At 34.6% G+C, this 14,648-nt stretch carries 14 protein-coding genes and 3 pseudogenes; 9 read left to right on the forward strand and 8 right to left on the reverse strand.

What is annotated here, in order from left to right; all coding sequences use genetic code 11:
- Nucleotides 1-65 precede the first annotated feature (65 nt).
- Complete coding sequence (locus ACPYKA_RS11715; protein ID WP_479542475.1) at nt 66-602, forward strand: GNAT family N-acetyltransferase; 537 nt, start codon at nt 66-68, stop codon at nt 600-602.
- Nucleotides 603-657: 55 nt separating this feature from the next.
- Here ACPYKA_RS11715 and ACPYKA_RS11720 read toward each other — a convergent pair whose 3' ends face one another.
- Both ACPYKA_RS11720 and ACPYKA_RS11725 read right to left on the reverse strand, forming a co-directional pair.
- On the reverse strand, nt 658-825 hold the full coding sequence (locus ACPYKA_RS11720; RefSeq protein WP_479542462.1) for a hypothetical protein: 168 nt from the start codon (nt 823-825) through the stop codon (nt 658-660).
- A 47-nt stretch (nt 826-872) separates the two neighbouring features.
- Complete coding sequence (locus ACPYKA_RS11725) at nt 873-1,247, reverse strand: YhjD family protein (RefSeq protein ID WP_479542463.1); 375 nt, start codon at nt 1,245-1,247, stop codon at nt 873-875.
- A gap of 196 nt (nt 1,248-1,443) precedes the next feature.
- Between ACPYKA_RS11725 and ACPYKA_RS11730 the strand changes: the two genes are divergently transcribed.
- Both ACPYKA_RS11730 and ACPYKA_RS11735 read left to right on the forward strand, forming a co-directional pair.
- Nucleotides 1,444-1,620 (forward strand): Spo0E family sporulation regulatory protein-aspartic acid phosphatase, encoded by a 177-nt coding sequence (locus ACPYKA_RS11730; RefSeq protein WP_479542464.1) that lies wholly within the window; start codon nt 1,444-1,446, stop codon nt 1,618-1,620.
- Between the two features lie 198 nt (nt 1,621-1,818).
- Complete coding sequence (locus tag ACPYKA_RS11735; RefSeq protein WP_479542465.1) at nt 1,819-3,858, forward strand: catalase; 2,040 nt, start codon at nt 1,819-1,821, stop codon at nt 3,856-3,858.
- A gap of 184 nt (nt 3,859-4,042) precedes the next feature.
- Here ACPYKA_RS11735 and ACPYKA_RS11740 read toward each other — a convergent pair whose 3' ends face one another.
- Nucleotides 4,043-4,384, reverse strand: a complete 342-nt coding sequence (locus tag ACPYKA_RS11740) for a YhjD family protein (protein ID WP_479542466.1) — start codon at nt 4,382-4,384, stop codon at nt 4,043-4,045.
- Between the two features lie 186 nt (nt 4,385-4,570).
- Between ACPYKA_RS11740 and ACPYKA_RS11745 the strand changes: the two genes are divergently transcribed.
- A complete protein-coding gene (locus ACPYKA_RS11745) occupies nt 4,571-4,759 on the forward strand; it encodes a Spo0E family sporulation regulatory protein-aspartic acid phosphatase (protein WP_479542467.1) in 189 nt (62 codons plus the stop codon).
- 122 nt (nt 4,760-4,881) lie between these two features.
- Here the strand turns inward: ACPYKA_RS11745 and ACPYKA_RS11750 are convergent.
- Together ACPYKA_RS11750 and ACPYKA_RS11755 are read right to left on the reverse strand one after the other, a co-directional pair.
- Nucleotides 4,882-5,441 (reverse strand): annotated as a pseudogene (locus ACPYKA_RS11750) (NADPH-dependent FMN reductase).
- Nucleotides 5,438-6,511: pseudogene (locus ACPYKA_RS11755) on the reverse strand (LLM class flavin-dependent oxidoreductase). Before ACPYKA_RS11755 ends, ACPYKA_RS11750 begins: the two co-directional pseudogenes overlap by 4 nt.
- A 143-nt stretch (nt 6,512-6,654) precedes the next feature.
- Here ACPYKA_RS11755 and ACPYKA_RS11760 point away from each other — a divergent pair.
- The 4 genes and pseudogenes from ACPYKA_RS11760 to ACPYKA_RS11775 all read left to right on the forward strand — a co-directional run.
- Nucleotides 6,655-6,820: pseudogene (locus ACPYKA_RS11760) on the forward strand (winged helix-turn-helix transcriptional regulator); the annotation flags it as partial.
- Nucleotides 6,821-7,736: 916 nt separating this feature from the next.
- Nucleotides 7,737-8,345 carry a hypothetical protein gene (locus ACPYKA_RS11765; protein ID WP_479542468.1) on the forward strand — a complete coding sequence of 203 codons (609 nt, stop codon included), beginning with the start codon at nt 7,737-7,739 and terminating at the stop codon, nt 8,343-8,345.
- A gap of 583 nt (nt 8,346-8,928) precedes the next feature.
- Nucleotides 8,929-9,303, forward strand: coding sequence for a hypothetical protein (locus ACPYKA_RS11770; RefSeq protein ID WP_479542469.1), 375 nt, complete (start codon nt 8,929-8,931; stop codon nt 9,301-9,303).
- A 93-nt stretch (nt 9,304-9,396) separates the two neighbouring features.
- On the forward strand, nt 9,397-10,179 hold the full coding sequence (locus ACPYKA_RS11775) for a DUF2268 domain-containing putative Zn-dependent protease (protein WP_479542470.1): 783 nt from the start codon (nt 9,397-9,399) through the stop codon (nt 10,177-10,179).
- A 188-nt stretch (nt 10,180-10,367) separates the two neighbouring features.
- Here the strand turns inward: ACPYKA_RS11775 and ACPYKA_RS11780 are convergent, their stop codons facing one another.
- On the reverse strand, nt 10,368-10,628 hold the full coding sequence (locus ACPYKA_RS11780) for a hypothetical protein (RefSeq protein ID WP_479542471.1): 261 nt from the start codon (nt 10,626-10,628) through the stop codon (nt 10,368-10,370).
- 293 nt (nt 10,629-10,921) lie between these two features.
- Between ACPYKA_RS11780 and ACPYKA_RS11785 the strand changes: the two genes are divergently transcribed.
- On the forward strand, nt 10,922-11,365 hold the full coding sequence (locus ACPYKA_RS11785) for an Hsp20/alpha crystallin family protein (RefSeq protein WP_479542472.1): 444 nt from the start codon (nt 10,922-10,924) through the stop codon (nt 11,363-11,365).
- Nucleotides 11,366-11,635: 270 nt separating this feature from the next.
- Here ACPYKA_RS11785 and ACPYKA_RS11790 read toward each other — a convergent pair whose 3' ends face one another.
- Nucleotides 11,636-12,349, reverse strand: a complete 714-nt coding sequence (locus tag ACPYKA_RS11790; RefSeq protein ID WP_479542473.1) for a class I SAM-dependent methyltransferase — start codon at nt 12,347-12,349, stop codon at nt 11,636-11,638.
- Nucleotides 12,350-13,334: 985 nt separating this feature from the next.
- The coding region (locus ACPYKA_RS11795) for a sodium:solute symporter family protein (protein ID WP_479542474.1) at nt 13,335-14,648 on the reverse strand (1,314 nt) is incomplete at its 5' end.

Genomic DNA, 14,648 nt, shown 5'->3' on the forward strand with positions numbered 1-14,648 from the left:
ACAAACCTAATTATACCAAAGGTTGGAGCCCTTTTTGTATTTATAAACTAGATTTTACTTTCGTAATCCAGGATAATAAAAAGAAAACAATTACAACAAGGAGATTATTGTTAAGAATTTTTCAGAAGTCTGATGCAGAAGCCGTTACTAACCTTTGTAATAATTATAATATTTATAAAAATACTTTATATTTACCATATCCCTATTCTCTAGATGATGCTTTGGCGTGGATCAAACATCATCTTGACAATTTTAATACGAACAAATCGTATGAATTTGCCATAACAGACAAGGAAAGCGGAGAATTATATGGAGCGATAGCCCTTTCTAATAATCAAAAACATAGAAATGGTGAAATGGCTTATTGGATTGGTGAAGAGTATTGGGGAAATGGGTATGCTACAGAAGCTGCGCAAGCTTTATTACAATTTGCATTTGATGAAAAAGGGTACCATAAAGTATATGCCAGATACTTTAATTCTAATCCAGCTTCAGGAAGAGTTTTGCAGAAAATAGGTATGAAACAAGAAGGGGTACTAATTGACCATGTGCAAAAAGAAAATCGATATGAAGACCTGGTTTATTATGGAATTATTAACTAGATAATTTTATTATTTGTGAATTCAATATACATGTAAAGTTGGGAGTCCATAGAACTTATCCTTTTAAAACATCCATTGGATATTTAGTTGTAAACCCCAAATAATCCTTTTCCAAACTGAAATTTTCAATTGCGCCAATGGAATAAATTAATTGTTTTAAATTCTTATCTGTATGACAAAGGTATTCTATTTTTTTATCGCCCAAGGTGATTGGAACTTTCATTTTTAAAAATCTCCTTGTTCGAAAGAGTTTATCCTATCTTTATCAAATTATTGGATCGAAAAAGATGGGGGATTATCTTCTTGTTGATATTGCATTAGCCACTTCATAACTTTTTCCACATTTTTCTTAATCACTGGATTCATTAATGTAATTTCCCGCTCATTTCGTTCAGAAATAAATTTATATGTTGAAAAACTTCCTTGTTTATATAGGAAGATTATTTGAATTTTTTGGTCATACATAATTTTTTTTAGTTTTCTTCGTTCATCAATAGCTATATAAATCATTGTTTGGATTTTTTCTAGATATGGACTTTTAATTTTAAATGATCCGCTACGAATATGTTTCAGATCTAATTCCAAAGTTTTAATCGCTAGGTCGATGAAGAGATAATGTAAAGCAATTTTTAAATTGTCTTGCATATAAACCACCTAATTGGAACGTTTGTTTCTATTATATGCATAATATATAAATTTATCAATACAAAATGATTCCTGCTCAGATTCAGATATGTTTGATAAGTGATTTGATTGGTTATGTATAACTATATAAGGTGCAGTATTAAATAACGTTGCTAATGAAAAATAGGAAACATAAAATACGGAGGTGAAGTAAAGAGTGTCCTGTAATTTAAAAATAAAAATAGAAATGACAAGGAAAGAAATGTACGACACTTTCGAAACAAATCCAAGAGATCCGTATGTGTTAACTTTATCGCAAAAGTTAGATGAATTATTAAATGAGTTCCAACGAGCGGAAAGGAAAAGAATCATAGAGACTTCAACTGAATGGTAAAAAAGCACCCATTACATGGCGTGCTTTTTTTATGTTGCAACCATCTTTTTTCACATATCAATGTATAATGTAATTTTTTAAATAAATATTTTGACGGTTTCTTACCAACCCGTTCAGATTTGGAGCAAAGTATTCCCAAAAATAGGTCAAATGCATATGTATATATTGGAGTAACAAGAATACGAGAAGGGTGATAATATGACTAAGTCAAACAAGAATGTAACTGGCAATAGTAAAAATAAACAACTCGATCAATTTCGAATTCAAAACGCTGGCAAGAAAATGACAACGAATCAAGGGTTAAAAGTATCTAATGATGAAGATTCTTTAAAAGCGGGGGTACGTGGTCCGACTTTATTAGAAGACTTCCACTTACGGGAAAAAATAACACATTTTGATCACGAGCGGATACCGGAAAGGGTTGTACATGCAAGGGGATATGCGGCACATGGAGAATTTGAATTATATCAATCGATGAAGGACTATACAAAAGCAGGGTTTCTACAGAAGCCGGGATCAACGACACCTGTCTTTGTTCGTTTTTCAACTGTCGTGGGTAATAAAGGTTCTAAAGATACGGCAAGAGATGTTCGCGGTTTCGCTACTAAATTTTACACAGAGGAAGGGAATTTTGATTTAGTAGCAAACAATATGCCAGTATTTTTTATACAGGATGCGATGAAGTTTCCGGATATTGTTCATGCGATAAAACCTGAACCACGGACTGAAATGCCACAAGCGTCTTCAGCTCATGATACTTTTTGGGATTGGGTTGCGAATAATCAAGAATCGGCTCATATGGTTATGTGGCTCATGTCTGATCGAGGTATTCCAAGAAGTTGGCGAATGATGGAAGGATTCGGTGTCCATACATTTCGCTTCGTCAATCAAGAAGGAAAAGCGACCTTTGTAAAATTTCATTGGAAGCCACAGCTTGGAGTACATTCATTAGTATGGAATGAGGCCCAAGTCATTGGTGGTGTTGATCCTGATTATCACCGAAGAGACTTATGGGAAAGTATCAATCGGGGAGCTTATCCAGTCTATGAATTAGGTGTACAAATGATTGATGAAGAGAGTGAATTTATGTTTGATTTTGACATTCTAGACCCCACAAAAATTTGGCCGGAAGAAATAGTGCCTGTTCAACTTATAGGCAAATTAACGTTAAATAAAAATGTTGACAATGTTTTTGCAGAAACAGAACAAGTTGCGTTTCATCCGGGAAATGTAGTACCAGGTATTGATTTTACTAATGATCCACTGTTACAAGGTAGATTATTTTCCTATGTTGATACTCAATTACTACGTCTTGGTGGACCGAATTTTGCAGAAATACCGATTAATCGTCCAATCTGTCCTTTTCATAATAACCAACGGGGTGGTTTCAGCAGGCAACGAATTGATGTTGATCAAGTCAGTTATCATAAAAACTCTTTAGCGAATAATACGCCAGCAACATCAACACCAGAAGAAGGTGGTTATACGCACTATCAGGAAAAAGTGGAAGGACGTGTTATTCAAGCTCGAAGCGATTCATTTAAGGATTTCTTTTCGCAAGCAAGGTTATTTTGGAACAGTATGTCACCAGTAGAGAAAAAGCATATTACAGATGCATTTAATTTTGAAGTCGGCAAGGTAAAAAGTCGATCCGTTCGTCAGCAAGTCGTCGATATGTTTGTTAAAGTAGATAAACAATTGGCAACAGAGATTGCCGACTATGTTGGAGTAAATCGACCTCGTGGTACAAATGTTAATGTGTCAGAAATCTCTCCAGCATTAAGTCAAGAGAATACAAATTTTTATCCTTTCTCTTTGAGAGTCGCTGTTCTCATTGGTAATGACTTCAATGGGAAAGAAGTTAAAAATGTTATTGAAATGTTCCAGCAATATGGGGTGTTTTATGACTTTGTTGGGGAAAGAATTGGAATAATTACTGGAGATGATGGCACTCGGATAGAAACTAACGAAACATTCATCACTACAAACCCAACTTTGTTTGATGCACTTTATGTTGTCGGTGGGAGTGCAGACGATCAGGAGAAATTTGATGAAGAAATTTATACCTATATAAATGAAGCATACAAACAGTATAAGCCAATAGGCGTTGCAACTACAGCAAATAATTTTGATATAGAGGCCGCACCAGGTGTTGTGTTTGCTGAAAATAATCCTAATTTTGCAGAAGAATTTGTCGCTGCCATTGCGGTGCAAAGATTTTGGAATAGAAAGGTGTAGGTTAGCAGCTCTGATACCTAGAAAAGAGTTAAATTGAAAAACATCTAGGTCGGTGTCGGTGTCGATCATGTTTTGAGATTGCTTTTTCGCTTCGTCCCACTAAAAAACATTTGCGGTCGACACTAGCCAACTTTCATTTAAAAAAATCTCCTTATCCAGTAAAGTTTATTATTTACTTCTACAATTATCGAATTTGATATTGCATCAGCTGTTTTATAACTTTTTCAACATTTTTCTTAATTACTTGATTCATTAATGTTATTTCCCGTTCATTTCGTTTATCAATAAATGTATACGTTGAAAAATTTCCTTGTTTATACTTGAGGAGTAATTGAATTTTCCGGTCATACATAACTTTTTTAAGTCTTCTTCGTTCGTCGATAGCTTTATTAATCATTGTTTGGATTTGCTCTAGATATGGACTTTTAAATGCCCCGTTACGAACATGTTGCAAATCTAACTCTAAAGTTTTAATTGCTAGGTCGATGAAGAGAAAATGTAGAGCAACCTTTAAATTGTCTTTCATAAAAACCACCTTTATAGAACATTTGTTCCTATTGTATACAAGATATACAAAATAATCAATAAAATATTATTTACTTAAAATAGAACTATGTTTAATCAGTTAATTGATTGGTTATTAATAACTGTACAAGGTGTATTAAAAAAGTTACTAATGAAAAATAGGAAAAATACGGAGGTGAAGTAAAAAGTGTCTTATATAACAAAATTGAAAAGAAAAATAGAAATAACTAGGAAAGAAATGTATGACACTTTCGAAACCAATCCAAAAGATCCGTATGTGTTAACCTTATCGCAAAAGTTAGACAAATTATTAAATGAGTTGCAAAAAATGGAACTGAAAAGAAAGATAGAATCACCAACTGAATGGTATGGTTAAATAAACCTAGAGGGTTTTTCTTTTTGTTATATATGAAATGGTGGGTTGTTTTTTAGAAACTCTCATGAATAATATAAAACATGCCCATTTTAATGAATGAAATTATGAAAGCATGTTTATAGTTAAAAATCAAATTTAGCGTCTTTTTCTTCCCGTATTTTTGTATAGGTTTCTGTTAACACGATGGTGTCTTCAATTAATCGATTAATTCGAAAGAGGACATCATCGTTTATAATTTCGTTACAATTGAAATCTTTTTCTTAAATAAATATGTTTGTACGATCTCAGCTTTCATATAAGCTAAAATGGGTTTTAATTGATTTTCTGCGATTAGAAAGTGTTTTGGCGAACCTGCTGTCACAATTATGCTAATACTTTGTCGAGAAATGCATTTCCAGGCAGTAGATCAAAAATATTTTTCAATGTTCCCGGAATAGATGCTTGAAAAATTGGAGTACCAAATAATGGCATCTGCTTCCATAATGCCTTCTGTTACTAATTTTGTATCTCCTTCATATTCCGTGTAGCTTCGTCCATCACTAAACTGAATATCATAATTAGCCAGGTCGATTAAAGTTACTTCGATTTCCGGATGTTCTTCAGTAATTTTCTTCAGTGTATACTCCATCGCAGTCCTTGTTTTTGAACCAACAATGGAACCGGATAATCCTACAATCTTCATTTTTTTGTCTCCTCATCCTTGGCTGTATATTTTCTAATTGCTGGTAAAATTTCTGTTCCAATTAGTTCAATAATTTTCATTAAATTTTTAAATGATACCCCACCAAAATCTATTTGCCCAGTATAACGTTGATGGCCAAATTGTTCATGTTGGTAGAGAATTTTTCAATGATCTGTTGTGGGTTCCCGATATTCATTACATCACGTGGATCCGTCCCTTGAGCAAAATAACGTTTTGGAAAACCTTGTCCATTTGTCAGTTTCATCCCTTCATTGATAAATGGATAGGTTTCTTTTTGAACTTGCTGTGTCGTTTCAGCTGCGTAGAAAAAACCAGCCGTTGCAACTGGAAGTTTATCTACATCAAAGCCACTTTGCTGTGCTGCCACACGATAAGCATCAATAGATCGTTTAAATATAGCAACTGGACCACCTAGATGTGCTAAAAAAATCGGAACACCGGCATATCCTGCTTTTCTCGCACTTGCAGGAGATCCACCAGCTGTGCGCCATATTGGCATAGAGCCATTCTTGGGACGTGGAATAACCTGCGCATTTTTTAATGGAGCCCGAAAATTACCACTCCAATTAACAATTTCTTCTTCATTTATCTTCAACAATAAATCAAATTTCCCCTCAAATAGTTCTTCATAATCATGAATATTATAACCAAGTAAATTAAAAAGCCTTACTCGAGATGCTCGTCCGGCAATGATCTCGGCACGACCATCGGATATTAAATCTATCGTTGCAAAGTCTTCGTAAACACGGACCGGATCAGATGTGCTGATGATCGTTGAAGAACTTGCAATTTTTATTTTTTCTGTTGCGTGAGCGATTGCGGCTAATATGACTGAGTGTGCTTGTGTTGTAAAATATTCCTGATGACTTTCCCCTACACTAAAAAAAATCTATGCCAGCCTGTTCCGTAAGTTTCGAAAATTCAATTATTTGTTGTAGTCGTTCTTGTGCAGAAATTCTTTTTCCAGAGTGGGGGTCAGGAATATAGTCACCAAGTGTATAAATACCAAATTCTAACCCTATATTTGAATCAATACGATATTTTTCCATAAATATTTAACCTTTCTTAATACCTATACAAAATCAAAATCAGACGCTGATTTTATTTTATCTCACAAATGATAGAGTATATACAAGAGACTTATGTAAGTACGCACTTAAAGGTGGTATAATATACAAAAGGATACTAATCAATGAAAGAAGGAACACAAAGATTAAGTGAGTTTAAAACGAAGTATTCTCGGAATCACTCAAAGAATGTTTACGAAACAATTGAGAGAATTGGAAAGTGAGGATATTATTGATCGGGTTGTTTATCCACAGGTTCCACCCAAAGTAGAGTATTCGATTACTGAATAGGGCAGGAGTTAAGAACCGATATTAGAAGCAATGCATGAATGGGGAACAAATCACACAGAGAGCGTTTAAATTACGATAGGGAGCTATATAGCCTGTCTCCAGTTTGAAAACGCCAGAAAGCGAAAATAAGACTTTGCTATATGGAAAGACAAAGTAATTAAATTTATGCAAAATATGCCTCTCTTTATCTACCAGTTTAATAATATAGTCAAAAGCCCCAATACGTTTCGTTTCTAAAATAGTATTACGATCATTTGCAGCTGAATAATAATTATGTCAATACTTGCATACTCTGAACGTAGTGTATGAAATAGACCTAATCCTTCTGTATCAGGAATATATACGTGGAAATGACAGTGAATGGAGCAATTATGCTTGTTTGGGTTATGTAATTTTAGGAGCAAAAAAAACTCGGGTATGACGGTAAAAAATTCATGAATTGGTTGGCTCAATTCTCGGGGAATTTGACAGGAATCCGTTCCTGAGGCAGAGGACGTATATCGGAAATCGGATTATTGATGTTTTGTCCGTTAAACTGATATGCCGAAAATATTAGTTGAGAATAGGAGCGATAATTTTGGTTGGGGATGACGATTTATGTATCTTATAGTTTACTAGTGTTTACTATTAAAATAAACTATTACCCTAAAGGAAACCCTCTACTGTTAAATTAAAAATCAAACTAAATTCATTTAAGAAATGGAGTGTAATATATGTCTGGTTTAATCGCTATTTTAATTTATTTGGTTTTAACAAACATTCTAATAATAAGTACGTCAAATATGAAAATAATTAGTGAAGAATTAGCAAGAAGGTTAATAAAAATTAACTTTCTTTTGGTTGCTATTTTCATAGTATTCAATATACTTGTTTACTTATTTTATAGATTAGTATACAATTGAGGTAATAAGTGTAAATGGAGGGGATTGCTGTTATTAAAAAAATCAGTTTTGCGTTGGTAGCAATGTCGTTTATGTTTTTAGTTTCGCAGAATACTTTATTTGCAGAAGAGTTGGATTCTAGCGAATTAGGTGAATCAGAGTCCGTACATTTTATTCAAACTATTGATATTAATGATCCGTCTGTCAGACAAGTTTCGGAAGAAGAAGTAATCTCAGATTACATGAAGGGTCAGGGTGTAGATTATGTTACTGCTGTGAAAGCATTAGGAATAAACAGGGATGAAAAAGCAAATTTGAATTGTAAGACTAGTTGGGTAGAAGTAACCACATCGTGGAAAACTATTGATAGTTTGTCGAAAGCTAAATTTCGAATGTTTCCTTACGCTCAACTTAGACAGTGTGGAAGTCGTGGTCCAGCTGATGTTATAAGTGTTTCCAGTAATGTTCGTCATGAAATATCTGGAGGTATGGGCGGGGTTAGAATTAATGTAAAAGATGCGTGGAAAATTGATAATCGTCGTATTGGTGCAAGAGCTAGTGGTGAAATAGTAAATGCTCTTGGATGGAAATTAAGAAATTGGTCGTACAATGCTACTGTAACAATGGTTGGTTCGGGGTGGTAAAATCTAAATAAAATATAAGGAAGAAGAGTACAAAAGATTCGATGATAATCCCTCGTGTCTTTTGTACCTTTTTAAGTTTGTATCATTTTTGGTATAGTGTTTTTTGTTCGTTAAACTGAGTATCTGCACCCTTCTTTATATTTTGACACTCCACTTTGTTCCGCATCAATATGAGGACGCTAAAAAATTCCAACTATTCGCTGGATCAAGTGGAAGAAGCAATACTTGAAAAACCTTTAAGACCTTTCTTTTTTTTTACGAGAAAAAAGAAAAAAACACCCTTCTGCCATCTTAGCAAAAGCAAACACTCATACTTTGACAGCAAAGTAACCAACCGTTATCCTGTGACTAAAGGATATGGTGAAAAATGGCTATGAGTGTGTCACTCCAAAACCTACTAAAAGAACAAATATAAAACATAATATTCTCGACTGGTAAGGATTTACCTAAACATAGATCATCCACGTTCCGAATTAATTAAATTATTTGGTCGTTAAATAAAAATAGACCATTTGATGATTGACGAGAAAACGAGGTTAAAATGTAAACTGAATTGCTTCAAGAGAGAAGAATTCAGCGAAAATTGGTAGGAACTAATAATTTTAAAAATGTTAACGAATATAAACAGAAAAAAGATGAGTTACGCGAATTAGAAGTGAAATTTGATAATGAGTTGGAAAAACTCGAGGTTGTTGAAGGGAAATCTAAACAGGAATTGAATGAAATTGAACCTATTGTAGTTTCGTCTGACTATAAACCTATGCTTGAAGTCGAACTTAAAAAAGCTCTGACTGGTAAGTATATGTTGAGCCCAAATGTTGAGAAATTAAATGAATATGCTTTGTATCAAACAGAAAAAATAAGAAATTGCGAGATGAAATATAAAAGCATGAGGAAAATTTTGATAAGCTGCGTAAGGTTTAATTTTGAGTGGAATACGAAAATGATTGCAGTATGAGCTACTCCCTCACTGTAGCTAGCGATTGTCACGTACGTTTAGTCGTTTGGTGCATATAGTGAAAGATGAAAGAAACATAAGGGGTATGACGAAATGAGTGTTATTCGAACAGACTTGTGGTTGCTTGAGTTATACGATAACCCTATTAAAATATGTACAAAATTGACCGAGTACTTTAAAGGCATTTCAGCGGTTAAGATCTATGATTACCTAACTTTACACGGTATGTATCGTCAACCCGCAAAAAACGGGATAACTCAAATAAAAAGATTACAGAATCAAAATATATGGAAAATTATACAAACTGAAGAGCAACAACTCCAAAAAGAATGGAATGGACCTGATGTTCCGATTTTCATTTTACCATCTGATTCTAATGATAATAAAATGAGACAAGAGTTTAATGGGAAATCGGGAATATCTTTTCATGATAAGATCTTCTTATTTATTTCTGAACATAACGATGAAAATGAACTAAAAGCGTTGTTCACACACGAATATAATCATGTTTGCCGCTTATCGAAATATGAAAAAGATGTAAAAGATTACGTATTGTTGGACTCAATCATTTTAGAAGGATTAGCTGAAAATGCAGTTAGAGAAAGAAGTGGAGAAGAATTTGTCTCAAATTGGGCATCCTACTATTCAAAGGAAAGACTAGAAGACATATGGAAAAATATTGTACTCCCAAATAAAAATGTTTCAATAAATAATCGAAAGCACCACCAAATACTTTATGGATTTGAACCATATCCGAACATGGCTGGTTATTGTGTTGGCTATTATTTGGTTAAAAAGTATATAGAAAAGCATGGCTGGACTTATATAGATATAATAGGTCAATCATCTGAAAAAATTATTGAAAGTGTTTCTTAAAAGCTATGAATCTATAAATTTGTAAAAAAGTTTTCATAGTTTACATAGCTATTTTGACAATTCTAATCCATTGATTCATTGAAAAGTATGAAAACCGCACGGAATTTTAATTTTCTGTGCGGTTTAATTGATTTAAAGGAATTTTGGACTACTTACTCCATTTATAACCCAATATATTTTATTATAAATTACCAGAAGAAAAGTGAAAGTAAGGAAATTCCGGCAATCGCACCTAATGCAATTCTGTAGCCACGTGTGTAAGGGCCATATCCTCTATACCCGTAGCCAAAGCCGCCAAATTCTCCTTCATCTTCAAGAGGTAGCAAAAATACTTCAGAGTCAGTAACATCTTCAATGATGCCTCTATATACTTCCCCGTCATGGGTATATATTTCAACACCTTTTCCATGATAACGTTGGCATATTCCGCGGTAATAATCTTCCGACATTTTTTCACCTCCAAATTCGGATAACCTATTGTGCATTATATGTATAGCTGTGAACCATCGTAAGGGTAAATGTACTAAAGTGTTGGCGGATACATAATTTGTTTTTGATGAAATAGGAAAGCATTTCTATACGCTATTGCTTATCCATTTTGAAAATGAATTCTTTTTGAAGCGTTACAATTTCTGCTAAAAGTATATAACAAAGATTGCAACATTTTATGTGCGCTTTTGCCCATCACTCTTTTTTCTTTCAGCATATTTTATTACTATAGTCAAATGAAAGGATGAAGAAGTTGGATTCTAAAAAAGATGATTTTCATAAGCGATTTGATATGTCACCTTTTCAGGACTTAATGAAAACGATGGATTCCTTTTTTAATCAATCATTAACACAATTAAGGCCTTTTCGAATTGACCTGTACGAAACCGATTCGGAAGTCATTGTGGAAGCGGAAATGCCGGGGTATAGTCGTGACCAGATTCAGCTAGAGATTATTGGTAATCAATTACAAATAGAGGCTGAAAATTCAGTGGTTCGCGAAATGAAAAATGAACAAACGAAGTATCACAACAAGGAAAAGTCATCTCAACGAGTGAAACGAGTCGTATCGTTGCCTGTTGCTGTTTCCGAACAGGACACAACAGCTTCCCTTGCTGATGGCATACTCAAAGTAACGATGCCAAAAAGCAAGCGTGGAAGAAATTTAATCGTAATTGATAAGGATAAAAAGGAATGAAATCACGGTATAAAAAAGCCGGTATTCCAACGAAACTGGATTACCGGTCTTATACAAATTCACTTGTCCAATTCCATTATTTTTAACTCTTTTTGAAAACCTGTTTCCCGTACAGATGACTGAAGACATTTCCGAAAAAACCTTTAATTGTATTTGGTAGCAACCATCTTCTTTTAATTTCAGAAACGAAATTTCCTCTGTTTTCTGATTCGTTGCTTTTCTTATCGTCATTCCCCCCTAAACTCTCTCGCCAGTAACTTATTAAAACTTTCAAACAAAGCATCTAAAAATCCGATATCCTAGTTTTTCTTTATATTTCTTTGTAAGTCGTTGATGCTCGTTCAATATTTCAAAAAGCGTATCATTGATCTTTTCGGAAATTGAAAAATCGGGGACATTATTCACATCGTTTTCCTCAAATTGAAGGTCACCTAATTCGACATGAATTTGTTTAAAGCCAGCGTGTTGGAACGCATTATACCATTCATGTTCGCTGAGCAATCTAGGAATTCCGTAGAAACAGGTTATTTCTTCCAGTTCATCTTTGGAAAGTGATTTTTCTTGTACCATTTCAACGGCGATTAATAATCCATTTTGGTTTAAAACTCTTTTGAATTCCGTAATTGTTAGGAAAAGATTTGTAAATGCAATTACCGATTCAGATAGAACGATATCAAATGAAGCATTTTCAAACGGTAGATGTTCGGTTCTCCCCTGGATAACTTTGATTGGTAAATTGAGCCTCTGAAATCGTTGCATAGCCTTCTCTACCATCAATTCATTGTAATCCAAAGAAGTTACCTGACAACCGTAGTGTTCTGCGATATATGCAGCGGTTTGGCCAGTACCACACCCAGCATCAAGAATAAATTTTGTTTTATCTATTGCTTCTTTAGATAAGATCTTTTTTGTAAGCCGTAGACCTCCGGGATGTGCTCCCCCAACACCAAAATGTGCTAAACAATCAACATATGTTTGTTCCAATATTATGACCACCCTTATTGGAGTAAATATAATATCTTATGTACCTATTGATCTAAATGTTTTCTTACTATCTGTTCTTGCAAAATAGACATTGCCGGATAGTATAACCACAAACCAACAATGACCAATGTTCTTATAGTCTCAACTTTCGCACCAATAAAGTAAGTACTAACAGATACTCGGATTGATATCTCAAATCATTAACTTGATAACTTTGATAATGTCAGGCTGTTTTGCATAAAAGATATAAACTGTGACATCATTTCGTTGCGGATAGATAGTTGAAAGTTTACTATGTCGGTGGTTACTAGCCCTTAATGCGGAGTCGCGCGCCCCAACATGCTTAGTGACAGAAAAAGATGCAGAGTCGCGTGCCCAACATGCTTAGTGACAGAAAAAGATGCAGAGTCGCGTGCCCAACATGCTAAGTGACAGAAAAAGATGCAGAGTCGCACGTCCAACATGCTAAGTGATAGAAAAAGATGCAGAGTGATTTTCCAACATGCAAAGTGACATTCGATAGATGTAGAGTTGTTTTCTAATATGCAGAGTGACAACCGATCGATCAATGCAAAGTATGTTTCCGTAGCGGTAAGACATTTACTTCGAAGTCACTGCGCAGTTTTCATCAAATGTGACAGTGAAAAGTCTTAAAATATAGTTGTATACAAGTTTTCCAGGCAGTTACTAAGAAAAGTGGATCTCCATACTCCCTAATCCCATCGCGGTTTATTTATTATTTCACCCTGCGAAAGTTGAGTTATAGTTAAGCAATAACTGCTTGATAAGAAAGAAGATCTTCACTTCATATTCGTTAATATTACATTTACTCTAACATTTCGTCTGTTGTCGTACCCAGTTTTAGAGAGTCGATTAGACATCTACTTTGTAATAAGGAAAATCTAACAAACTCACTTTTCCCCGGTATCCTAAAAAAAAAGAAGCTATCTCAAAATGATTTAGCTTCCTTTCTTATACTTTTTCATTACTTTGCTTTAGCGATGCTCTGTTCAAAAGATGAACTGTCATTTGTTGTGGGAACATAGATAATAGTTGCTATAAAAAGGCATATAAGGATTAAGAAAAGAAAGATTCCAAGTAGTCCATATCCATAGATAACTTGAAAATTCGTTAATAGGCCTATTAAAACCAATGTGCCAGCAATTAATGCGTAATGGCCTTTTTTTGATTTAGCTGAAAAGAAATTATATTCTAACGTACCAGCTTTTTGTATTAATGTAATAAGGGCTAAAGTACTTATATTCGCTGACATTCCAATCCATACAGGATGAATATTTAAATAGAATTCACTAGGCTCCCAACCACCTAGATGGTACCAAGTGATCCCAGATAGAAATCCGAAAATCATTGAACCAATCACTGCTTCTTTCGTTGCTACTTTCCAAAACAGTACCGCAACAACAGGAGCAAAGGTAGCAGAGTTTCTCATTGTCCAAGCTAAAATATTCCACCAAGCCGCTTGTTCTGTTCTTAACATACCAAATATAATCATTAATCCTGTAAGTACCAATAGGGAACGTTGCGTGTACGTAATGAGCTGCTCCGAAGTTGCTTTCGGATAGAGTGCTCCACCAACATCTTTACCTAAACTGGTCGCTCCAGAAAATTGACAAGGTGCTCCCCAGCTTAATGCACACGCCCAAATACCGAGGAAAAACAATCCGACAAGTGGAGCGGGAAGAACTTCCATTAAATATTGTGGTAATGCGACTAATCCAAGTGTTGTATCTGGAACAACGATTGCTGCTGATAGTCCGAATAAAATACCAAGTAGAATGAAAGGAATACCAAAAACAGCCGCTAATTTTAATCCTTTTTGTCCCTCTTCAGGTGTACGGCAAGATAAGGCCATTTGAAACGCGGCTTGAGCTAGAATAACATTGACTAAAAATGTCCCAAACCACGCGACAATGACTTGAATTCCAGCACCATCTAATTGAAACATTGCTGGGTTTGAGGCTGCAAATGAGCGCAGACCATCAATTCCTGGATTGATAAAAAATGCCAGTATGCCTATGATGAACATAATCATAAAAACGAAAAAGTTCATTGTTTGCGTTAAGGCGATTGACCACATGCCACCAGCTTTCAAATAAAGATACAATAAAAAAGCAGTAAAGGCGACCGATAATGTTAAGGAAATTCCAGTAAACACATGGACAGCCGAAGCAAAAGCGATCGCTGTAGCAACAGACCACATAGGAAAAGCAAAGGCTGTAATTGCGCCACCGATCCCAAGTGCTGCTCGCCCATAACGTTCTCCAATCAAACCTGAAAC

It is taken from the genome of Pseudogracilibacillus amylolyticus (SeqCode) (assembly GCF_051918545.1).
Lineage (GTDB): Bacteria > Bacillota > Bacilli > Bacillales > Amphibacillaceae > Pseudogracilibacillus.